Here is a 22710-nt window from a genome sequence, read left to right as displayed (position 1 = left end):
AATACTATATATATTATCCTCATTGTTGTCTAACATAGCCTAAAATTTAAAAGAGAAATTAATTAGTCTTTTTTAAAAAATAGCAAATATACGCTTTTTAACATAATTATTTATCACGTTATAATATAATAAAAAATATTATTAATATTGATAGCCATTTTAAGGAGGTTAGTAAATGAATAAAAAAATAATATCTGTTGTTATGATGCTAATATTAACACTAACTATCAATGTGAATACTTTTGCTGCACCAAGTACTAATCAAACATCTGAATTAGAACAAGCTCAAAGCAGCAAAAAAGCTTTACAAATACAAGTAAAGAATTTCAACAATGAACTTGATAAGGTGTTAAATAAAATTGACATTAACAAAGCTAAAATGAATGACATCTCTCAAGATATAAACAAAACACAAACTAAATTAGAAATTGTAGAAAAAAGCGCCATCGATCAAGAAGATTTGTTTGAAAAAAGAGCAAGAGCTATGTATATAAATAGTGTAGATAGTTATCTTGAGGTACTTTTAGCTTCAACTAGTTTTAGTGATCTTATATCGAGAGTAGATACACTTGAAAGGATAATAGAGTATGATAAAAATCTCATTGCTAAAATAGAAGAACAAAGAACTTCTATAATAAAACATAAAGACACATTAACTAATGAGAATAATAAATTATCAGCGCTAAAAACAAATAATGAAATTATTCTAACAAAATTAAGTAAAGACATAAAGGAACACAAAGTGCTTCTTAGCAACGTAACTAAAAAAGAAACTAAATTAATTGCTGACAAAAATGCAAAAGAATTAGCCGCTGCAAAAATATTAAAAGAATTAGAAGCAATCAAGACCGCTACTATGTCTAGACAATTAGCTTCTAGTAAAAGTTCAACGTCTAATTCTGATGCTATACCTATTGATTTATCAAAACCAACTAACTACTTCATTATACAATCAACCGCATATTCAATGGGCGGTTTTACATCATCAGGTTCTAGAACAACTAGAAATCCAAATGGATATAGCACTATAGCTGTTGATCCTAGTGTTATACCAATGGGCTCTAAAGTTTATATAGAAGGATACGGATATGCTATTGCATCAGATACTGGTTCCGCTATTAAAGGTAGTATCATAGATGTATTTTTTAATACAGAAGCTGAAGTACTTAATTGGGGCCGAAGAAATGTAAGAATCCGTATAATAAACTAATATCAAAAAATTCGTTTACCAAATTAATATAATTTAGGTTATAATATATCTAAGTCACAACAGTAAAATAATGTAGAATATGGAGGTCTTGTTAAATGAATAAAAAATTAGTCTTAGGTGTAATGTTAACAGCAAGTTTGTTTGCAACACCTATAAGCAATGTCTACGCTGATTCATATAAGAGTGTTACTATAGGGTATGATTTGACGAATCAACAGAAAGAGGACATGCTAAAGTATTTTGGTGTAGATAAGAATAGTGCAAGTGTTGTTGAAGTAACATCTAACGAGGAGAAGAAATATCTAGGAGGTACAGTATCTAAAGATCAATTAGGTAATAAGGCGATATCATGTTCCTATATTGAGCCGACAACTACTGGTGGTTTAGTAGTTAATACACATAATGTAACTTGGGTAAATGCTAGTATGATAAAGAATGCCCTAATTACAGCAGGCATTGAGAATGCTGATGTTAAAGTTTCTGCACCATTCTCCGTATCAGGTACGGCAGCTATGACTGGCATATTAAAGGGATTCGAAAATAGTAAAGACGGTAAGAAATTAGATGAAAGTACAAAGAAAACAGCTAATGAAGAGGTCGCAGTTACAGGCAAACTAGGTGAAAAAATTGGACAAGATAAAGCTGCGGGATTAATCAATGAAGTAAAGAATGAAGTTATAAAAGATAAACCTAAGACTGAGGAAGGTATAACAAAAATAGTAAATAATGTAACAAATAATTACAATTACACTCTGTCTAAAGATGATGTAAATGGTATTGTTGGATTAATGACAAATGTAAATAAATTAAACTTGGATTACAGCAAAGTAAAAGGACAGCTTGAGGGTGTAGCTAGTACAATGAAAAATACATTAGATAGTGATAAGGCTAAAGGTTGGTTTGCAAGTATTTGTGCCTCTATTGGAAATTTCTTCAAAGGAATATCAGATAGTTTAAAATCATAAATGAGATGAACATGAGAGGTATAAGAATTAAATACTAAAGTTTACGAATTTACAAAAGACATAATTATTGTTACTAAATACAAATATACATAAGGAGATTGATTATGAAGATTACTGAAGGCTATATTCCATATCTAGAATATAAGACTTACTATCGTATAGTAGGTGAATGCACAGGAAATAAAAAACCATTGGTTTTATTACACGGCGGACCGGGTTCTACACATAATTATTTTGAAGTACTTGACAAAGTTGCGGAAGATGGACGTGCGGTTATTATGTATGACCAATTGGGATGCGGATTGTCCGCAATACCTTCCCGCCCTGACTTATGGTGTGCGAAAACATGGATTGAAGAATTAATCCAGTTACGTAAACACTTAGGCCTAGACGAAATCCACTTATTGGGACAATCTTGGGGAGGGATGCAGGCAATTCAATATGCTTGCGAATACAAACCAGAAGGAATCAAGAGTTACATCTTATCCAGTACTTTACCATCCGCCTCGCTTTGGGAAAAGGAACAGCGTAGAAGAGTTGCATATCTTCCGCTAGAAATGCAAGATGCCATTGCAAAAGCAGAAAAAGCGGTCGATTATTCATCAAAAGAATATAAGGAAGCAGAAGCAGAATTCATGCTTCGTCACTGCGCAGGCCTATTAGGACCGAATTCACCAAAATGCTTAAGCCGTCCAAAGGTTTCTGGAACAGAAGCTTATGTAACTGCATGGGGTCAAAATGAATTCAGCCCATCTGGCAGCTTAAAAAACTTTGATTTTATGAAAGAGATTGAAGATATTAAAGAACCTTCTTTAATCATCAGCGGTTTGCTTGATCTTTGCTCACCACTTATTGCAAAAACAATGTATGACAAGATTCCAAATTCGCAGTGGGAATTATTTGAATTCAGTCGCCATATGCCCTTCGTAGAAGAGAATGAAAAATATATAGATGTGCTTAATAAGTGGTTGAATAAAAACGACTAGTTGTAAAAGCATGAGATGACTCTCACCGTAATATAGCCCCCAACAACAAAAAATGTTCCAATCTTTGTAAGGCGTCAGATCCCCTACAAAAATTGGAACAGTTTTTTTGCTAAAGGAGGTACTTAATTTATTTTTGCTTTATTTCTTTTTTTAATTTTTTATTCTTACTAATTAAAAGGCAGTTTTATTTTAAATTCTGTTTTTCCCTTAGAGCTTTTAACCTCTATACCACCATTATGTAATTCTACTATTGTTTTTACAATTGCAAGCCCAAGTCCAGTTCCCTCTTTTTTATCACAAGATTTTTCTACCCTATATAACCTTTGGAATAAATTCTTCAAATTCTCTTCTTCTATTATATCTCCATAATTTACAAAGCTGACTACAGCCATATTATTTTCTTTTTCTATATTTATATCTAAATACTTTCCCTCACTACCGTACTTAATGGCATTAGCTATTATATTTTCAAAGGCTCTAACTAGTAAAATAGCATCTCCATTTATTATTAAACCTGCATCTTTTGAAGATATTCTATATTCCATGCTACTATTTTCAAAGGACGGTATAAATCCAATGGTAGCTTGTTCTATTAATTGCTGTAGATATATATTAGATTTATTTAAATTTACATCACCATTACTTATCTTTGTAAACTCAAAAAGTTGATCCACTGAACTCTTCAATTCCTTTGCTTTACTTAATGAAACTTCACAATAATGATGCAACTCATCATTATTTTTATAATTCTCATTTTGAATTAACTCTAAAAATCCAAGAATAGATGTAAGTGGAGTCCTTAAATCATGAGATAAATTTGTAATCAAATTATTCTTCTGCTTTTCCCACTGTCTTTCTTTTTTCATAAGTTCTTTTATACTATATGCCATTTTATTAACAGCTGAAGCTAATGTTCCTAACTCATTCTTGTTTCTAATAGGTATATTTATATTCATATTTCCATTAGCTACTATATTTAAGCTCTGTGATATTTCTTCTATATAATCAGTAATTCTATTCATTCTTTTGATAAATATTAAGCACATTAGCACTATAAAAATTACAAAAATTTCTATTATAAACCCTAGCATAACTGAACTATTTGTATTATAATCATTAGTAAATTTCATATATAGGCTTGGACAGAAAATATGTAGCCACATAATTACTAAAAAAACTCCTACTAATGTTGATATTATAGACATTAACGTAGCTATAAAGAAATTTATGAGTATATTGTATTTAATGCTATTGTTCTTCAATTTTATATCCAACTCCCCACACCGTTTCTACTATTTTAGGTTCTTTAGGAATATCTTCTAATTTCTCTCTTAATCTCCATATATGAACCATAACAGTGTTATTCCCTTCAAAATATTTTTCCTTCCAAATCTTTTTAAAGATTTCCTCAGCACTAAATACTCTCCCACTGTTACTAGCCAATAGTAGCAATATCTCATATTCTGTTGGAGTTAATTTTAATTCTGTCCCCAATAAATGAACTTTGTGATTCCTTTTGTTTATAGTAATCCCTTTTATTTCAATAACATCTTCATTATCAAATGGTTTGTGATTCTCATTAAGATATACATATCTCCTTATTTGAGCTTTCACTCTAGCAAGGAGTTCCATTGTGTTAAATGGTTTTACCATATAGTCATCCGCCCCTGTAGATAATCCTTGTATTTTATCTATGTCTTGTCCCTTTGCACTAACCATTATAATTGGAATATTATACTCTTTTCTAATCTTCATACAAACCTGTAACCCATCCATTCCTGGCATCATTATATCTAAAATCACAAGTTGAATTTTTCCTGCATTAATTATATTAAGTGCATCTACGCCATTTGTAGCTTTAAATACCTTATAACCATCATTTATTAGGTATACTTCCATAAGTTCAATTATTTCTACTTCATCATCTACAATCAATATATTAAACATGCTGCTTATCTCCCCCGTAATAACTATTTAAACAAAATTATACCACATTTTAAAATAATTGATGTTTCAGGTTATATTTTAAATCCCAAAAAATTAAAGTAACATATAAACCATATAAAAATAAAATTACCTATAGTTATAATCGTAAAATAATTTTTCTCTGCTTTTCGCCCTCTCTTTTTAATCCAAATATATATTAAAGTAATTAATCCAGAAATACTTAAAACCGTTGATACTATTAGAAAACCTAAAAAGGTATAAAGTAACCATGCAAAGGTAAAATCATTAGTACTAATCATAACCATTGCCATTATAATTGCTCCAAATATTCCAACTATATTAAGCACACTAATAACTAAGTTTACTACCCTAGTTAATTTAATGCTCCTGCAAGCTTTGTACCTTGTTTGTTTAAACTTCCTTCTTATAAAAAAAACTATTGTTCCAATCATATTAATAATGAACATAACCATAGCTATAACAAATATAGCTATATTAAAATTTACTTCATCAAAAAAACTTATCTTTTCGAAAGAACTTTCACTTAAATCATTAAATGCATAAGTTACTTTGCCCTTATCATTCATCCTAAATGCAAAATCTCCTCTACCATCTTCCCTAGCAAATACGCCATCTTTAATTTCTACAAGATTTGTAGTAATCTCTTCTTTAGCAGGAGTATATTCTTTAAGAGTCAATGTACCATCTTTATTATCTTTAATTTTCATATTTAAATCAGACATAAATAAAACATAATGCTTCATAATATTACTTTTTGATATTCCATCATAGCTTCTATATGTTCCTCCATATTTACTAAAATCCTTAGATGGATTTTTCTTTATTTCATTAAACTTATTATTAGTGGTAGGATAGAATTTATTTAAAAACTCTTCTTCAAAGTTAAACGGAAGTGGATTTAATGAATTGGTTGCGACATATATCCCTAAACCTTCCTTTGGCATTAAAAATAATGTAGTAGTACTACCTGCCATTAATGCACCTTCATGTTTTAATATTTCTTGTCCATTTCTATTGCTTCTTATGAATCCATATCCCATTCCAGGTAAACTATTATTATTTGAAAATTGCTTATTTTTCATTATTGCTAATGTTTTTTCATTTAAAATTTTCTTTCCTTGAAACTCTCCATTATTTAAGTGAGCTATCATAAAGTTTTCCATATCTTTAACTGTTGCATTTATTCCTGAAGATCCGGAAGTATGTTGATAGCCTAAAGGACTTTCATTATACTCTCCGCCTATTCCTCCATACCCGTAACACTTAACTGTATTATTATTTTTTAATCTAACTAAGCTATTATCCATTTTTAAAGCTTCTAATATGTTTTTCTTTATATATTCCTCATAACTAATACCAGATACCTTTTCTATAACATACCCTAGAAGGTTATAACCTTGATTAGAATATCTACTAACAGCATTAGGCTCTCTTACTACCCTAGGAGTATGGTTATCAAAATAATACTCCTGTAATTTTATTGACTTTTCATCTCTCGTACCACCATTAAGCTCACTAGCTTCATCAACTCCACTAGAATGCGTTAATAAATTACCACAAGTTACTGCTTCCTTATAAGGATTATCAACCTTGTAAGGATTTATATAATTATTAATATTTTTATTTAAATCTATTTTTCCTTCTTCATACAATTGCATAATAGCTGTTGCAGTAAACAATTTACTTACTGATCCTGCTGGGAAAAGAGTTTTATCTGGATTTACTGATACTTTTGCTTTTACATCACTATAACCATATCCCTTTTTAAATACTTCTTTTCCATCCTTTACAACAGCTATAGCTGCTCCTGGAATTAAATACTTTTCCATATTCTTTTTAAAAAAATCATCTGTAAATCTCTGTAAATCCTGACTGTTATTCACCTCTAAATGTTTCTTCTCTATTTCCTTTCCAAAGCTATTACTATGTAACCCTGAGCTTATCAATATGGTACTTAATAATATTAACATATTTTTTTTTGCTTTCATCTTCATAATTTTCAACTCCTTAATTATTCTATAGTTAGATTTTATATCAAAACAAATTTTTGATTTTAACTTTTTTCTTACGAAAAAATAAAGTTTATATATAAAAATATAAACCCATACACTATTTGATATGGGTTTTGTTGTGACAACATATGAGAAAAGGTCGACGTAACTATTGAAATTGAAAGTACGAACAATGCTCTTTGAAAATTGAATAATACGGTATTAAAAAATAAGAATATTTACTATTATGGAAATATAGTTATGTATAAATATGTATAATGTGCTATAATTTCCATAGAGTAGGTCGAGGTTGTAAAATATTCACTCAAACGGTAGGACTACTTGTATATCAAGAAGGTAGGTGCTAATGTGGCTTGTGTTGCTGAATTCGGTATTATAGATGAATTTGAAAAAGATAAAGATTATTCTTATTATGAACCTAAAAAATATAATTGTGTCGCTATTAATGACGATATTTTGAACGATTGGTGGGATGAATTGATTTTAATTAAAACTTACCACGGTTACTATAGTAGACCAGATTTTGCACTTGATAGGTGGGGAGTTACTCTTATTCCGCCAGAATCATTAGAGGCTTTTTATAACATTGTTTCAAAAGATAAGAAATCAAAATCATCAATACAACTGATTGATTTATTGATATTGATAAGAAAGGCAATATCTGAAAATAAATATGTTATACACTATGGTGTATAAGCATAATTTTTAGTTAATTAATTCGCATTATTCTTATTAAGCATCACAACTAATAAAACTGAATAACCACTTAAAAACATCGTATTATTCAATTGAATTTTACGGTGTTTTTACGTCGCACTCCAAAAGTATAGGGAACTAACTAAGAGAATCGAGAGAGGGTATCTTTTTAAAATATCATGAAACGCATATTTCATGATTTTTGTGTTTTTTCATTATTATTATTATTATTATATTAAGTGGTTTTTATTTTATAATAAGCAAAATGTATTTTAATTTTTTATATAGAATTCATGGTATAAATAGTATAATTAAGTAAATATTTGTGTCGTGGGGTGATTATATGAAAACATTTACCAACAACATAGAGTCTGTATCTCTTGGTTTTGCTATAGGTTATTTTATTTTAAGAATTATTTATGAAATATCGTATATCAAGATTATTAATCAAATTACAGTATTATTAAGTATCATAGCAGGAATAGCAATGCTTATCATTTCGGGAATAATATTTTTTTATGATAAAAAGAAAAAGGAATCAATACAACCATTTATTATATCTATTATATTAATTTTTATATCTATTATTTAAAATCAATACAATAGATATAGTTGAAATTATACTAAGATACACTTTTTATATTGTGTATGAATAGTAAAATGTGACGTAACTACTGTTTAGTATCTTCGTGGCAAAAAAATAATTTCTATTGCAATTGACGCAGTGTCAAATGATATTTTATCCTATTGGGAACCTCATATATTGAAAAGAAGGTGTTTGAATGAGCCATTTTTAACCAATTCATCAGGTGTCAGCGAAGCTTGGACTGACGAGTTGCACGCTTCGTCGCTGGGAAGAAAAGGTGCTTTTTAACAGTCAGCGCGACCCACAATCTGGTTGGCGTATATACAACACTGAAGCATTACAGCGTGTACTTCTTGTACTACTGTTGAGGGAACTGGATATTCCTATAAAGTCAGTGAAAATCATACTTGACAGTACAGACCCTCAAATAGCAATATTGTTATTTTCCGACCTATGAGAGTGGCCGTATGTAATGTTATAAGTCCAAATGTATTTGGAATGCTTAAACATCTCTCTATAACTTCTTGAATACCTTCCTGCTCAATTATCCTTAGATTAACACGTTTTATTGGATAAGTACTACCTAATTAGCTATGTGAACGCCTAGCTATTTTCATACAAAAAAATAAGCCCCAAGGATTTCTCCCTGGGTTAAAATTACAACCTATGGCTTTTTTTACACTGCATCAAATTCATATTTTCTATTAATTAGTTTGCTCTACTTCAAACAACTATTTTAAAGCATCAACTCTATTTGAGATAAAAAAATTTGGTTTAATACAATAATAGGGAGAGAATTTATATATAGCGAAGGCCATATATTCCGCTTTTTATCAGTCCAATCAACTACTTCTATCGATTTCGCTACAATTTTCATACTACCGCTTCTAAAAGATATGTTCATATATATTGTATAACATTTTATGAAAATTAGAAGGCATAAAGTTATCTGAGAATATAAAAAGTCATATGTGGTTAATAATTACCTTATCAAAAATCTCAATTATATTTATGCAAAATAAAAACCACTAAGTTAGACTTAGTGGTTTTTTGTTTACCTGGCGACGACCTACTCTCCCACAAAGTTACCCCTGCAGTACCATTGGCGCATTGAAGCTTAACCGACCTGTTCGGTATGGGAAGGGGTGTTACCTTCATGCCATAATCACCAGATTGAGAAAATATATATTCTCTCAAAATTGCACAGTGAAATTATCTTCTCGCTTTCGCTTGAAGCTTACGCTTTATATATATTAAGGTCAAGCCCTCGACTTATTAGTATTAGTCAGCTGAACATGTTACCATGCTTACACCTCTAACCTATCAACCTGGTGTTCTTCCAGGAGTCTTACTAACACCGTGCTTACGCACGAGTTATGGGAAATCTCATCTCAGGGTGGGCTTCACGCTTAGATGCTTTCAGCGTTTATCCCTTCCAAACATAGCTACCCAGCGATGCCACTGGCGTGACAACTGGTGCACCAGAGGTTTGTCCATCCCGGTCCTCTCGTACTAAGGACAGCTCCCTTCAAATTTCCTACGCCCGCGACGGATAGGGACCGAACTGTCTCACGACGTTCTGAACCCAGCTCGCGTGCCGCTTTAATGGGCGAACAGCCCAACCCTTGGGACCTACTTCAGCCCCAGGATGCGACGAGCCGACATCGAGGTGCCAAACCTCCCCGTCGATGTGGACTCTTGGGGGAGATCAGCCTGTTATCCCCGAGGTAGCTTTTATCCGTTGAGCGATGGCCCTCCCACGAGGTACCACCGGATCACTAAGTCCGACTTTCGTCCCTGCTCCACTTGTAGGTGTCGCAGTCAGGCTCCCTTCTGCCTTTGCACTCTTCGCGCGATTTCCAACCGCGCTGAGGGAACCTTTGAGCGCCTCCGTTACTTTTTTGGAGGCGACCGCCCCAGTCAAACTGCCCACCTAACAATGTCCTGTGACCAGATTCATGGCCTCCAGTTAGAACCTCAGTACTGTCAGGGTGGTATCCCAAGGATGACTCCACACAGGCTGACGCCCATGTTTCTCAGTCTCCCACCTATCCTGTACAGACAATACCGAAATTCAATGCTAAGCTACAGTAAAGCTCTACGGGGTCTTTCCGTCCAATCGCGGGTAGCCAGCATCTTCACTGGCACTACAATTTCGCCGGATGTGCTGTTGAGACAGTGCCCAAATCATTACGCCATTCGTGCGGGTCGGAACTTACCCGACAAGGAATTTCGCTACCTTAGGACCGTTATAGTTACGGCCGCCGTTTACTGGGGCTTAAGTTCATACCTTCGCTTGCGCTAAGTAATCCCCTTAACCTTCCAGCACCGGGCAGGCGTCAGCCCCTATACATCAGCTTTCGCTTTAGCAGAGACCTGTGTTTTTGCTAAACAGTTGCTTGGGCCTATTCTCTGCGACCTACTTTCGTAGGCACCCCTTCTCCCGAAGTTACGGGGTCAATTTGCCGAGTTCCTTAACAGCAATTCTTCCGATGGTCTTAGGATTCTCTCCTCACCTACCTGTGTCGGTTTGCGGTACGGGCACCAATATCCTCGATAGAGACTTTTCTTGGCAGCGTGGAATCAGATACTTCAGGAATAAATTCCCTTCCCCATAACATCTCAGCGTTAAGAGCAAACGGATTTGCCTGCTTGCTCCGCCTAAATGCTTAGACACACATCCAATAGTGTGCACATCTTATCCTCCTGCGTCATCCCATTTCTAATAACGTCCATTGGTGGTATCGGAATATCAACCGATTGTCCATCACCTACGCCTTTCGGCCTCGGCTTAGGTCCCGACTAACCCTGAGAGGACGAGCCTTCCTCAGGAAACCTTAGGTTTTCGACCGTTAAGATTCTCACTTAACTCTCGCTACTTATGCCAACATTCTCACTTCTGTACCGTCCACCACTCCTTACGGTATGACTTCAGCCAGTACAGAAAGCTCCTCTACCGCGTACACATAGTGTACACCCATAGCTTCGGTGGTAAGTTTTAGCCCCGGACATCTTCGGCGCAGGATCTCTTGACTAGTGAGCTATTACGCACTCTTTGAATGAGTGGCTGCTTCTGAGCCAACATCCTAGTTGTCTTAGAAATCCCACATCCTTTTCCACTTAACTTACACTTTGGGACCTTAGCTGATGGTCTGGGCTGTTTCCCTTTTGACTACGGATCTTATCATTCGCAGTCTGACTGCCGAAATAAAAGTATATGGCATTCGGAGTTTGATAGGGTTCAGTAACTGTTGTCAGCCCCTAGCCCATTCAGTGCTCTACCTCCATTACTCAATTAATCGACGCTAGCCCTAAAGCTATTTCGAGGAGAACCAGCTATCTCCGAGTTCGATTGGAATTTCTCCGCTATCCACAGCTCATCCCATGGTTTTTCAACACCAACGTGGTTCGGACCTCCACGGAATTTTACTTCCGCTTCATCCTGGCCATGGATAGGTCACCCGGTTTCGGGTCTACGACATGCAACTATAGCGCCCTATTCAGACTTGGTTTCCCTTCGGCTCCGTACCTTAAGTACTTAACCTTGCTACATATCGTAACTCGTTGGCTCGTTCTACAAAAAGCACGCCGTCACACATAAAAAGTGCTCCGACCGGTTGTAGGCACACGGTTTCAGGTTCTATTTCACTCCCCTTCCGGGGTTCTTTTCACCTTTCCCTCACGGTACTTCTTCACTATCGGTCACTAGGTAGTATTTAGCCTTGGGAGGTGGTCCTCCCTGCTTCCCACAAGGTTTCACGTGTCTCGTGGTACTCTGGATTAGATCTGACTGTTTTTCCTTTTCATTTACAGGCCTATTACCTTCTGCGGAGCAGCTTTCCAGCTATCTTCAATTAAGGAATTGCAGTATTTATGATCTATCCTCAACCCCTAGGTCAAAGACCTAGGTTTGGGCTCTTTCCCTTTCGCTCGCCGCTACTTAGGAAATCGATGTTTCTTTCTCTTCCTCCGGGTACTTAGATGTTTCAGTTCCCCGGGTCTACCTCTGCATACCTATTTATTCAGTATGCAGTACATAGTTGTTACTATGTGGGTTCCCCCATTCGGAAATCTTTGGATCACTGGCTATTTGCGCCTACCCAAAGCTTATCGCAGCTTAACGCGTCCTTCTTCGGCTCCTAGTGCCAAGGCATTCGCCATGCGCCCTTTGTAGCTTAACCTTTATCTTTATCTATTTGCATAGATAATTTCGTTTATTTACATAAACGTTTTAATTCATTTTGCGAAATTGTATTAAATTCATCTATACACCATTTACATGGCTTTAACTTATTAAAACAACTTTAATTTCACTGTGCAATTTTCAAAGAACATTTTTAGAAAAACTATCTATTAGTCAACTCCAAAGAGTTAACTAAAATTAGTCTCTCAAAATTAAACAGAGAATAGGTTACGAGTAATTACAGTAGACATTTTTGAAGAATAATTAAATTCTTCTTGTTGCATCGACCGAAGTCTTTGCATCTACTCCCTAGAAAGGAGGTGATCCAGCCGCAGGTTCTCCTACGGCTACCTTGTTACGACTTCACCCCAATCATCAATCCCACCTTCGGCCGCTGGCTCCTTACGGTTACCTCACGGACTTCGGGTGTTACCAACTCTCATGGTGTGACGGGCGGTGTGTACAAGGCCCGGGAACGTATTCACCGCGACATGCTGATTCGCGATTACTAGCAACTCCGGCTTCATGTAGGCGAGTTGCAGCCTACAATCCGAACTGGGATGAGTTTTTGAGTTTGGCTCCACCTTGCGGTCTTGCATCTCTTTGTACTCACCATTGTAGCACGTGTGTAGCCCTAGACATAAGGGGCATGATGATTTGACGTCATCCCCACCTTCCTCCCGGTTAACCCGGGCAGTCTCACTAGAGTGCTCAACTAAATGGTAGCAACTAATGATAAGGGTTGCGCTCGTTGCGGGACTTAACCCAACATCTCACGACACGAGCTGACGACAACCATGCACCACCTGTCACCCTGTCCCGAAGGACTTCGCCCATCTCTGGGTTATGCAGGGGATGTCAAGTCTAGGTAAGGTTCTTCGCGTTGCTTCGAATTAAACCACATGCTCCGCTGCTTGTGCGGGCCCCCGTCAATTCCTTTGAGTTTTAATCTTGCGATCGTACTCCCCAGGCGGAATACTTATTGTGTTAACTGCGGCACCGAGGTTCGACCCCCGACACCTAGTATTCATCGTTTACGGCGTGGACTACCAGGGTATCTAATCCTGTTTGCTCCCCACGCTTTCATGCCTCAGCGTCAGTTACAGTCCAGTAAGTCGCCTTCGCCACTGGTGTTCTTCCTAATCTCTACGCATTTCACCGCTACACTAGGAATTCCACTTACCTCTCCTGCACTCTAGACACCCAGTTTCAAATGCAGCACCCAAGTTAAGCTCGGGTATTTCACATCTGACTTAAATGTCCGCCTACGCATCCTTTACGCCCAGTAAATCCGGACAACGCTTGCCACCTACGTATTACCGCGGCTGCTGGCACGTAGTTAGCCGTGGCTTCCTCCTCTGGTACCGTCATTATCGTCCCAGAAGACAGAACTTTACAACCCGAAGGCCTTCATCATTCACGCGGCGTTGCTGCGTCAGGGTTTCCCCCATTGCGCAATATTCCCCACTGCTGCCTCCCGTAGGAGTCTGGACCGTGTCTCAGTTCCAATGTGGCCGATCACCCTCTCAGGTCGGCTACGCATCGTTGCCTTGGTGGGCCGTTACCTCACCAACTAGCTAATGCGCCGCGGGTCCATCTCAAAGTGGAATTCTCTAAAAGAAAAATCCTTTGATGTAAAGGTCATGCGACCAAAACATATTATGCGGTATTAATCTCCCTTTCGGGAGGCTATTCCCCTCTTTGAGGCAGGTTACCCACGTGTTACTCACCCGTCCGCCGCTAATCCACCCCGAAGGGTTTCATCGCTCGACTTGCATGTGTTAGGCACGCCGCCAGCGTTCGTCCTGAGCCAGGATCAAACTCTCAATTTAAAAGTTTACACTTTTTATTTGAAATGAATAATCTGCGCCAACTGTTAAGCTGGTTAGCAAGCTCATTACATACTTTTTAGTCTTACGACTAAAATTACTTTTTTATCTAAAGTAATTAACTGGTCAAGCGAAATATTATTTCGCTATTTTACCTATTTCTCTGTTTAATTTTCAAAGACCAACTTGCTTGCCATCATGTGACGACAAGGAGTATTCTATCATATAAATAATAGCATGATTTCACCCAATAAGTTATCTAGCTAGATTATCTTCACATCCCTACATATACGTACAAATAATTCAATATTTCGCATTACGATACTCGTGGTTAAGTAATTATCCCTTATTTGCACTTCATATATTTAAAAAACCTCCTTTGTGGCTGAATTAATCATACTATTACCACTCATAGCTTTATATAAATTTACATTTCCGGATTATATCTTTCAAATATTTGGTAAACTTACATGTGTAGGCTAATTACGAACTTTTATAAAGGAAGGTTCTTTTTACATGGGCAATGTGAGAAAATTTACAAGGATTAATCATATATCTACAAAATGGAAAACAAATGTTGCTCTTTATTTCATAGTTAGCACAGCGCATGCAGAACAAATTGAAAACCTGTCTAATCAAATAGAATATTATAGACAGATGGTTAGCAGCCATATAAATTGGGTGCTTGTCGATATTTATGCAGATATCAAATCTGTGAAAAACATTTCTGGCAGAGCTGAATTTCAAAGAATGTTGGCAGACTGTAAAGCCAAGAAAATTGAACGTATTATCACAAAGTCAATTAGCCGATTTGGACGTAACACAGAGATATACTTGATGTAACCAATAAACTACGCCAATTATATGTTGATCTATTATTTGAAGTTGAAAAAATACAAATCTAAAATTAAGGGAGGAGTCTAATAAATTCTATTTATATCTACCCTTCTATACTTTCCACTATCTTTCTCAATTCATTATCATAACTATTGTCGTAGTCAGCTTCATCCGATTTATACTGCAAGTATATATTCATATCAAAATTACTGAACTGATAACGCAACCGTCTTTCTATATATGGAATCAGGGATCCCTTATCATTTCCATCACACTGAATTTTGTAAATATTTCTTTGTTCAAATGTATTATTATTAACATGTATTCCACTTTTTTCAAACGTCATATAGTTAATTGATAATTGAATTCCCTCGGCATTTTCATAAATAGCTGTAACGTTAAAGACATGTGACGGGTTGTCTTTATATCTTTTATATATGATGTATTTAAAGTTTCATCATCGGACTTATCAAATGTATTAACTTCTTCAGTATAAAATAAATTAGCTGTTATGGCATATTTAGGTAATTAGAAATACAAGAATTTCGAAGTCAAAATATTATTCCCTACTGGCTTGGTTTCGTTTTGTGCTATTCCATATCCCTTTTCAGTCTCAATTCTAACAATGCCAGGATTTACAATACGGAAATCAGAATTACTTTCAATATTATTTTCCTTTGAATGGTATTCTAGCCTAAGCTCATTATTATTATCATCTTTATATTGAAAAACTACTGAACAAGAATTTTCCTTAGTTTTGGAATAAGTTATTCCCTTAAGCTTATAGCTAGTTTTAATCTTTTGGGTAACAACAAATAGAATATTTGGGCTGATTCTATGCTTTCGAAATGATTTTCTTCTATAATGTACGCTGGATGCCCTTTTGACAATGCATTAGATATATTCTTTCTCTTTTTGAAGCCTTTTTCTAGCAATATACAGCCGTGATTCAACTTTACTGATTGAAATCATAAGTTTTTTGCTAATTTCTTCATAACTTAATCCGAGCATATATTTCATATGAATCAACTCTTTATATTTTATAGGTAAACTATCAATAATATTACCCATTTCTAATAGAGTCTCTTTATTTTGATAGAGCACTTCCGGACTATTAATATGTGATGATTACATTGATTCCTCATTCTCAATACTGCTAGCAGTAATGTTATGACTCTTTTTTTTTAGATAATCGTAATTAGTATTCTTTTCTATAGTACATATCCATGTAGCAAAGTTCTTGCCTGAATTATAACTATGAATATATTTAATTGCTTTAACAAAAGAGTCCTGAGTAATATCCATAGCTTCTTCTCTATTTCTCACTATATTATATACGAAACTGTATATCTTCTTATCATTTTCAAGTTCATCAGCCTTAAATCCATTCTTAACTTTACCAACACTTTGAACTACATGCATGTCATCAACCAAAGCTTTAGCATTTTCCTCTGCTTTTCTGATTGATATGGGTTTTGTTGTAACGATATATGAGAATTGGACGACGTAACTATTGAAATTGAAAGTACGAACAATGGTCTTTGATAATTGAATAATATATGATATAATAAAGAACATTTATATAATTTAATAGAGTTTTCTAATAGTATAAAATATATTATTAGAAAAGTAATAGAAAGGGTGAACTTCATGAGTGTATTCTACTCCTACTTTTAATATTTTAAAAAATGAAGGAGAATAACATGATTAAAAAATTTGATGTAAGTAAATTAGATGATGTAATGGCAATTTGGCTTGAAACTAACATAGATGCTCACAGTTTTACACCTAAAGAATACTGGATTGGAAATTTTGATGTGGTGAAACAAATGTTGCCATCTGCTGATATTTATGTATATGAAGAGAATAATCTTATAAAAGGTTTCATAGGAGTTTTAGAACAAAATTATATAGCAGGACTTTTTGTAAAAAAAGAATATCAAAAAGAAGGGATAGGACAGAAACTGATAGCTCATTGTAAATCTAGGTATCCATATCTCATATTAGATGTCTTTACAAAAAACAAAAAGGCAGTAAATTTCTATTCTAAAAACGATTTTACAGTCCTAGATGAAAGTATCCATGAGGATACAAAAGAGATGGAATATACTATGTGCTTTGGTGAAAAATAGTTAATATACAATTAAATGTACAATTAAAAAATACTGTATTATTCAGAAATGGATTTTACGGTATTTTTACGTCGTCTTTCAAAAATATCGCTAGGCAATTTGAAAATTAAACGACGTAACTATTGAAATTGAAAATACGAACAATGGTCTTTGATAATTGAATAATATGGTGTGTAAAACACCTTCTTTTTTTGAAATATATACTGGAAAAAAATTAAATTTAGTATATAATAATTATTATATACTTCAAGTTTGTATATAATAATTATTTTTAAAAAAAGAAGTGAAAAGGAGGATATAATTAATGATAGCAACACAATATAAGATTATATTGCCAAGCAATTATGATATGAATATTATTAAAGACAGAGTATATAGTTATCTATAACCCAGATAAATGGAAATACATTGTTTTTTACTTTATAGATGATTTAATAAAAGTAAAAGCAGAAAAAGGGGTGATTTATAATATACTTCATATATCACAAGAAAAACTATCTCAATAAATGATTTTGCAGAGACTCCAAAAATTCAATACAAAATATTTAAAATGTCGTATTATTCAGAAGTGAATTTTATGGCATTTTTAGTGCGCAATTCAAAAGTATTGGTAGGTAATTTGAAAATTACACGACATAACTATTAAAATTTAAAGTACGAACAATGCTCTTTGAAAATTGAATAATAGTAAATATTTTAAAATGAAAATATTTACTATTATAGGAATATGCATAATATGCTATAATTTCTATAGAGCTAGGTCGAAGTTGTAAAAAAATAGAATCATAACTCATCAATGAAAAGGACTTTTTGATGAGTTATATTGAGGAAAACACTTCTTGAATTATATATTTTATTGTGTGATAATTGTTTAAGATTACACAAAGAAAAGGAGATATACTATGCATATTCAGCATGTGACCTTAATGGTCAACAATTTTGAAGAATCTATTGAATTTTATGAGACGATTACAGAACTAACTATTTCCCGCCGCTTTAAAGCAGGACCTGGAGAAGTTGCATTTCTGACAAATGGTAGTGGAGAAACCGAGATTGAACTTGTCTGCATGCCACAGGGTCAGAAGTTTGAAGGCAAAGGTATGTTCATTTGCTTTGAGACGGATAAACTAGATGTAATGCATAAACTTGCGGAGGACAAAGGTCTTAACCCTTCTGCCATCCAGAACCCTGATATTCAAACTCGATATTTCTATGTTTATGACCCAAATGGGGTATCTGTACAGTTACGGGTTTTTCCAAAGTAATTTTCAAAAGCATCCGGCTTGCGATAATATACGGTTGAAGTTAATTCGCTTTCTTCGTATTAAACGTCACAACTATAAAAACCGAATAATTCCTTAAAATGCCGTATTATTCAGAATGGAATTTTACGGTATTTTTACGTCGTCTTTCAAAAGTATTGTTCCTCAATCTCAACCACAAATTACTTACATTAAGTTCATAACTTCATAAGTTCAATAACATTACTTTATATATTCAGTACCTAAATCAGTAAAAAGAATACTTTAATACTTTCTAAATGCATTTGAAGTACTTAAACATCTCTCTATAACTTCTTAAATACCTTCCTGCTTAATTATCCTTGGATTAACACTTTTTATAAGTCCTACCTAATTAGCTATGTAAGCGCCTAGCTATTTTCATACAAAAAAATAAGCCCCAAGGATTTCTCCCTGGGTACTTCCAGCACAGTGCTTTATCATGTAAATACTCTCTAAAATGCTCTTGTTCCTTTAATTTCAAATAAAGTGAATAAGATTTGCAGAATAGTCTATAATTTAAATACCCATCCATTTTTATATAAAAAATAACGAACTAATGAAAACAATACTGCACTGGGATCCCCCTAGGTGCAGTATTGTTATTTTTATTGATAATCTAAAATCTAAATTATATTTACGCAAAATAAAAACCACTAAGTTAGACTTAGTGGCTTTTTGTTTACCTGGCGACGACCTACTCTCCCACAAAGTTACCCCTGCAGTACCATTGGCGCATTGAAGCTTAACCGACCTGTTCGGTATGGGAAGGGGTGTTACCTTCATGCCATAATCACCAGATTGAGAAAATATATATTCTCTCAAAATTGCACAGTGAAATTATCTTCTCGCTTTCGCTTGAAGCTTACGCTTTATATATATTAAGGTCAAGCCCTCGACTTATTAGTATTAGTCAGCTGAACATGTTACCATGCTTACACCTCTAACCTATCAACCTGGTGTTCTTCCAGGAGTCTTACTAACACCGTGCTTACGCACGAGTTATGGGAAATCTCATCTCAGGGTGGGCTTCACGCTTAGATGCTTTCAGCGTTTATCCCTTCCAAACATAGCTACCCAGCGATGCCACTGGCGTGACAACTGGTGCACCAGAGGTTTGTCCATCCCGGTCCTCTCGTACTAAGGACAGCTCCCTTCAAATTTCCTACGCCCGCGACGGATAGGGACCGAACTGTCTCACGACGTTCTGAACCCAGCTCGCGTGCCGCTTTAATGGGCGAACAGCCCAACCCTTGGGACCTACTTCAGCCCCAGGATGCGACGAGCCGACATCGAGGTGCCAAACCTCCCCGTCGATGTGGACTCTTGGGGGAGATCAGCCTGTTATCCCCGAGGTAGCTTTTATCCGTTGAGCGATGGCCCTCCCACGAGGTACCACCGGATCACTAAGTCCGACTTTCGTCCCTGCTCCACTTGTAGGTGTCGCAGTCAGGCTCCCTTCTGCCTTTGCACTCTTCGCGCGATTTCCAACCGCGCTGAGGGAACCTTTGAGCGCCTCCGTTACTTTTTTGGAGGCGACCGCCCCAGTCAAACTGCCCACCTAACAATGTCCTGTGACCAGATTCATGGCCTCCAGTTAGAACCTCAGTACTGTCAGGGTGGTATCCCAAGGATGACTCCACACAGGCTGACGCCCATGTTTCTCAGTCTCCCACCTATCCTGTACAGACAATACCGAAATTCAATGCTAAGCTACAGTAAAGCTCTACGGGGTCTTTCCGTCCAATCGCGGGTAGCCAGCATCTTCACTGGCACTACAATTTCGCCGGATGTGCTGTTGAGACAGTGCCCAAATCATTACGCCATTCGTGCGGGTCGGAACTTACCCGACAAGGAATTTCGCTACCTTAGGACCGTTATAGTTACGGCCGCCGTTTACTGGGGCTTAAGTTCATACCTTCGCTTGCGCTAAGTAATCCCCTTAACCTTCCAGCACCGGGCAGGCGTCAGCCCCTATACATCAGCTTTCGCTTTAGCAGAGACCTGTGTTTTTGCTAAACAGTTGCTTGGGCCTATTCTCTGCGACCTACTTTCGTAGGCACCCCTTCTCCCGAAGTTACGGGGTCAATTTGCCGAGTTCCTTAACAGCAATTCTTCCGATGGTCTTAGGATTCTCTCCTCACCTACCTGTGTCGGTTTGCGGTACGGGCACCAATATCCTCGATAGAGACTTTTCTTGGCAGCGTGGAATCAGATACTTCAGGAATAAATTCCCTTCCCCATAACATCTCAGCGTTAAGAGCAAACGGATTTGCCTGCTTGCTCCGCCTAAATGCTTAGACACACATCCAATAGTGTGCACATCTTATCCTCCTGCGTCATCCCATTTCTAATAACGTCCATTGGTGGTATCGGAATATCAACCGATTGTCCATCACCTACGCCTTTCGGCCTCGGCTTAGGTCCCGACTAACCCTGAGAGGACGAGCCTTCCTCAGGAAACCTTAGGTTTTCGACCGTTAAGATTCTCACTTAACTCTCGCTACTTATGCCAACATTCTCACTTCTGTACCGTCCACCACTCCTTACGGTATGACTTCAGCCAGTACAGAAAGCTCCTCTACCGCGTACACATAGTGTACACCCATAGCTTCGGTGGTAAGTTTTAGCCCCGGACATCTTCGGCGCAGGATCTCTTGACTAGTGAGCTATTACGCACTCTTTGAATGAGTGGCTGCTTCTGAGCCAACATCCTAGTTGTCTTAGAAATCCCACATCCTTTTCCACTTAACTTACACTTTGGGACCTTAGCTGATGGTCTGGGCTGTTTCCCTTTTGACTACGGATCTTATCATTCGCAGTCTGACTGCCGAAATAAAAGTATATGGCATTCGGAGTTTGATAGGGTTCAGTAACTGTTGTCAGCCCCTAGCCCATTCAGTGCTCTACCTCCATTACTCAATTAATCGACGCTAGCCCTAAAGCTATTTCGAGGAGAACCAGCTATCTCCGAGTTCGATTGGAATTTCTCCGCTATCCACAGCTCATCCCATGGTTTTTCAACACCAACGTGGTTCGGACCTCCACGGAATTTTACTTCCGCTTCATCCTGGCCATGGATAGGTCACCCGGTTTCGGGTCTACGACATGCAACTATAGCGCCCTATTCAGACTTGGTTTCCCTTCGGCTCCGTACCTTAAGTACTTAACCTTGCTACATATCGTAACTCGTTGGCTCGTTCTACAAAAAGCACGCCGTCACACATAAAAAGTGCTCCGACCGGTTGTAGGCACACGGTTTCAGGTTCTATTTCACTCCCCTTCCGGGGTTCTTTTCACCTTTCCCTCACGGTACTTCTTCACTATCGGTCACTAGGTAGTATTTAGCCTTGGGAGGTGGTCCTCCCTGCTTCCCACAAGGTTTCACGTGTCTCGTGGTACTCTGGATTAGATCTGACTGTTTTTCCTTTTCATTTACAGGCCTATTACCTTCTGCGGAGCAGCTTTCCAGCTATCTTCAATTAAGGAATTGCAGTATTTATGATCTATCCTCAACCCCTAGGTCAAAGACCTAGGTTTGGGCTCTTTCCCTTTCGCTCGCCGCTACTTAGGAAATCGATGTTTCTTTCTCTTCCTCCGGGTACTTAGATGTTTCAGTTCCCCGGGTCTACCTCTGCATACCTATTTATTCAGTATGCAGTACATAGTTGTTACTATGTGGGTTCCCCCATTCGGAAATCTTTGGATCACTGGCTATTTGCGCCTACCCAAAGCTTATCGCAGCTTAACGCGTCCTTCTTCGGCTCCTAGTGCCAAGGCATTCGCCATGCGCCCTTTGTAGCTTAACCTTTATCTTTATCTACTTGCGTAGATAATTTCGTTTATTTATATAAACGTTTTAATTCATTTTGCGAAATTGTATTAAATTCATCTATACACCATTTACATGGCTTTAACTTATTAAAACAACTTTAATTTCACTGTGCAATTTTCAAAGAACATTTTTAGAAAAACTATCTATTAGTCAACTCCAAAGAGTTAACTAAAATTAGTCTCTCAAAATTA

Annotated in this window: 15 protein-coding genes, 5 rRNA genes and 1 pseudogene; 11 read left to right on the top strand and 10 right to left on the bottom strand. The window is 36.3% G+C overall.

Features of this window, described 5'->3' with window-relative positions:
* The first annotated feature begins 175 nt into the window (after nucleotides 1–175).
* The 3 genes from G9F71_RS27530 to pepI all read left to right on the top strand — a co-directional run bounded on the left by G9F71_RS27530 (nucleotide 176) and on the right by pepI (nucleotide 3161).
* A complete protein-coding gene (locus G9F71_RS27530) occupies nucleotides 176–1210 on the top strand; it encodes a 3D domain-containing protein (RefSeq protein WP_164949484.1) in 1035 nt (344 codons plus the stop codon).
* Nucleotides 1211–1305: 95 nt separating this feature from the next.
* Nucleotides 1306–2175 (top strand): DUF1002 domain-containing protein, encoded by an 870-nt coding sequence (locus G9F71_RS03100; RefSeq protein ID WP_164949483.1) that lies wholly within the window; start codon nucleotides 1306–1308, stop codon nucleotides 2173–2175.
* Nucleotides 2176–2279: 104 nt separating this feature from the next.
* Nucleotides 2280–3161 (top strand): proline iminopeptidase, encoded by an 882-nt coding sequence (gene pepI, locus G9F71_RS03095; protein ID WP_164949482.1) that lies wholly within the window; start codon nucleotides 2280–2282, stop codon nucleotides 3159–3161.
* Between the two features lie 167 nt (nucleotides 3162–3328).
* On the opposite strand, the gene G9F71_RS03090 is transcribed toward pepI, so the two are convergent.
* The 3 genes from G9F71_RS03090 to G9F71_RS03080 form a co-directional block, all read right to left on the bottom strand.
* Entirely contained in the window at nucleotides 3329–4423 is a 1095-nt protein-coding gene (locus G9F71_RS03090) for a sensor histidine kinase (protein ID WP_164947626.1), read from the bottom strand.
* Nucleotides 4410–5108, bottom strand: coding sequence for a response regulator transcription factor (locus tag G9F71_RS03085; RefSeq protein ID WP_164947625.1), 699 nt, complete (start codon nucleotides 5106–5108; stop codon nucleotides 4410–4412). The genes G9F71_RS03090 and G9F71_RS03085 overlap by 14 nt, the downstream gene beginning before the upstream one ends.
* Before the next feature lie 71 nt (nucleotides 5109–5179).
* On the bottom strand, nucleotides 5180–7123 hold the full coding sequence (locus G9F71_RS03080; protein WP_164949481.1) for a serine hydrolase domain-containing protein: 1944 nt from the start codon (nucleotides 7121–7123) through the stop codon (nucleotides 5180–5182).
* 339 nt (nucleotides 7124–7462) lie between these two features.
* On the opposite strand from G9F71_RS03080, the gene G9F71_RS03075 reads away from it, so the two are divergent.
* The 3 genes from G9F71_RS03075 (at nucleotide 7463) to G9F71_RS27720 (ending at nucleotide 8880) form a co-directional block, all read left to right on the top strand.
* Nucleotides 7463–7837, top strand: a complete 375-nt coding sequence (locus tag G9F71_RS03075; protein WP_224617397.1) for a hypothetical protein — start codon at nucleotides 7463–7465, stop codon at nucleotides 7835–7837.
* A gap of 343 nt (nucleotides 7838–8180) precedes the next feature.
* Nucleotides 8181–8429, top strand: a complete 249-nt coding sequence (locus G9F71_RS03070; protein WP_164949480.1) for a hypothetical protein — start codon at nucleotides 8181–8183, stop codon at nucleotides 8427–8429.
* A 217-nt stretch (nucleotides 8430–8646) separates the two neighbouring features.
* Nucleotides 8647–8880: a MerR family transcriptional regulator gene (locus G9F71_RS27720; protein WP_164949479.1), complete on the top strand. Its 234-nt coding sequence runs from the start codon at nucleotides 8647–8649 to the stop codon at nucleotides 8878–8880.
* Nucleotides 8881–9479: 599 nt separating this feature from the next.
* Here G9F71_RS27720 and rrf (G9F71_RS03055) read toward each other — a convergent pair.
* From rrf (G9F71_RS03055) to G9F71_RS03045, 3 genes are all read right to left on the bottom strand, one after another.
* Nucleotides 9480–9596 (bottom strand): 5S ribosomal RNA (gene rrf / locus G9F71_RS03055).
* 82 nt (nucleotides 9597–9678) lie between these two features.
* Nucleotides 9679–12604: ribosomal RNA gene (locus G9F71_RS03050) — 23S ribosomal RNA — on the bottom strand.
* Between the two features lie 315 nt (nucleotides 12605–12919).
* A 16S ribosomal RNA gene (locus tag G9F71_RS03045) occupies nucleotides 12920–14438 on the bottom strand.
* Together the 16S, 23S and 5S rRNA genes form the textbook arrangement of a ribosomal RNA operon.
* Nucleotides 14439–14951: 513 nt before the next feature.
* Here G9F71_RS03045 and G9F71_RS03040 point away from each other — a divergent pair.
* On the top strand, nucleotides 14952–15278 hold the full coding sequence (locus G9F71_RS03040; protein WP_164952527.1) for a recombinase family protein: 327 nt from the start codon (nucleotides 14952–14954) through the stop codon (nucleotides 15276–15278).
* Between the two features lie 97 nt (nucleotides 15279–15375).
* Here the strand turns inward: G9F71_RS03040 and G9F71_RS03035 are convergent, their stop codons facing one another.
* Both G9F71_RS03035 and G9F71_RS03030 read right to left on the bottom strand, forming a co-directional pair.
* Nucleotides 15376–15618, bottom strand: a complete 243-nt coding sequence (locus G9F71_RS03035; RefSeq protein ID WP_164952528.1) for a hypothetical protein — start codon at nucleotides 15616–15618, stop codon at nucleotides 15376–15378.
* Between the two features lie 548 nt (nucleotides 15619–16166).
* Nucleotides 16167–16694: pseudogene (locus G9F71_RS03030) on the bottom strand (RNA polymerase sigma factor).
* A gap of 281 nt (nucleotides 16695–16975) precedes the next feature.
* On the opposite strand from G9F71_RS03030, the gene G9F71_RS03025 reads away from it, so the two are divergent.
* From G9F71_RS03025 to G9F71_RS03010, 4 genes are all read left to right on the top strand, one after another.
* Nucleotides 16976–17404 (top strand): N-acetyltransferase, encoded by a 429-nt coding sequence (locus tag G9F71_RS03025; RefSeq protein ID WP_164952531.1) that lies wholly within the window; start codon nucleotides 16976–16978, stop codon nucleotides 17402–17404.
* A 304-nt stretch (nucleotides 17405–17708) separates the two neighbouring features.
* Nucleotides 17709–17792 (top strand): DUF4865 family protein, encoded by an 84-nt coding sequence (locus tag G9F71_RS27715; protein WP_164952533.1) that lies wholly within the window; start codon nucleotides 17709–17711, stop codon nucleotides 17790–17792.
* On the top strand, nucleotides 17758–17910 hold the full coding sequence (locus tag G9F71_RS27525) for a DUF4865 family protein (RefSeq protein WP_224626603.1): 153 nt from the start codon (nucleotides 17758–17760) through the stop codon (nucleotides 17908–17910). Before G9F71_RS27715 ends, G9F71_RS27525 begins: the two co-directional genes overlap by 35 nt.
* A gap of 396 nt (nucleotides 17911–18306) precedes the next feature.
* Nucleotides 18307–18669, top strand: coding sequence for a VOC family protein (locus G9F71_RS03010; protein WP_164952532.1), 363 nt, complete (start codon nucleotides 18307–18309; stop codon nucleotides 18667–18669).
* Nucleotides 18670–19368: 699 nt separating this feature from the next.
* Here G9F71_RS03010 and rrf (G9F71_RS03005) read toward each other — a convergent pair.
* Together rrf (G9F71_RS03005) and G9F71_RS03000 are read right to left on the bottom strand one after the other, a co-directional pair.
* A 5S ribosomal RNA gene (gene rrf / locus G9F71_RS03005) occupies nucleotides 19369–19485 on the bottom strand.
* A gap of 82 nt (nucleotides 19486–19567) precedes the next feature.
* A 23S ribosomal RNA gene (locus G9F71_RS03000) occupies nucleotides 19568–22493 on the bottom strand.
* Between the last annotated feature and the right edge of the window lie 217 nt (nucleotides 22494–22710).

This window comes from Clostridium sp. FP2 (assembly GCF_011065955.2).
GTDB classification, from domain to species: domain Bacteria; phylum Bacillota; class Clostridia; order Clostridiales; family Clostridiaceae; genus Clostridium_AD; species Clostridium_AD tagluense.
The sequence above is the reverse complement of the archived record's forward strand: the minus strand, read 5'-3'. Positions and strand labels throughout refer to the sequence as shown.

What these genes read in the sequence shown, in the direction of transcription:
- G9F71_RS27715 (WP_164952533.1), top strand. Translation starts at nt 17,709, where the DNA reads ATGATAGCAACACAATATAAGATTATATTGCCAAGCAATTATGATATG.
- G9F71_RS03010 (WP_164952532.1), top strand. Translation starts at nt 18,307, where the DNA reads ATGCATATTCAGCATGTGACCTTAATGGTCAACAATTTTGAAGAATCT.
- pepI (WP_164949482.1), top strand. Translation starts at nt 2,280, where the DNA reads ATGAAGATTACTGAAGGCTATATTCCATATCTAGAATATAAGACTTAC.
- G9F71_RS03100 (WP_164949483.1), top strand. Translation starts at nt 1,306, where the DNA reads ATGAATAAAAAATTAGTCTTAGGTGTAATGTTAACAGCAAGTTTGTTT.
- G9F71_RS03025 (WP_164952531.1), top strand. Translation starts at nt 16,976, where the DNA reads ATGATTAAAAAATTTGATGTAAGTAAATTAGATGATGTAATGGCAATT.
- G9F71_RS03040 (WP_164952527.1), top strand. Translation starts at nt 14,952, where the DNA reads ATGGGCAATGTGAGAAAATTTACAAGGATTAATCATATATCTACAAAA.
- G9F71_RS03080 (WP_164949481.1), bottom strand. Translation starts at nt 7,123, where the DNA reads ATGAAGATGAAAGCAAAAAAAAATATGTTAATATTATTAAGTACCATA.
- G9F71_RS27530 (WP_164949484.1), top strand. Translation starts at nt 176, where the DNA reads ATGAATAAAAAAATAATATCTGTTGTTATGATGCTAATATTAACACTA.
- G9F71_RS03035 (WP_164952528.1), bottom strand. Translation starts at nt 15,618, where the DNA reads ATGACGTTTGAAAAAAGTGGAATACATGTTAATAATAATACATTTGAA.
- G9F71_RS03085 (WP_164947625.1), bottom strand. Translation starts at nt 5,108, where the DNA reads ATGTTTAATATATTGATTGTAGATGATGAAGTAGAAATAATTGAACTT.
- G9F71_RS03070 (WP_164949480.1), top strand. Translation starts at nt 8,181, where the DNA reads ATGAAAACATTTACCAACAACATAGAGTCTGTATCTCTTGGTTTTGCT.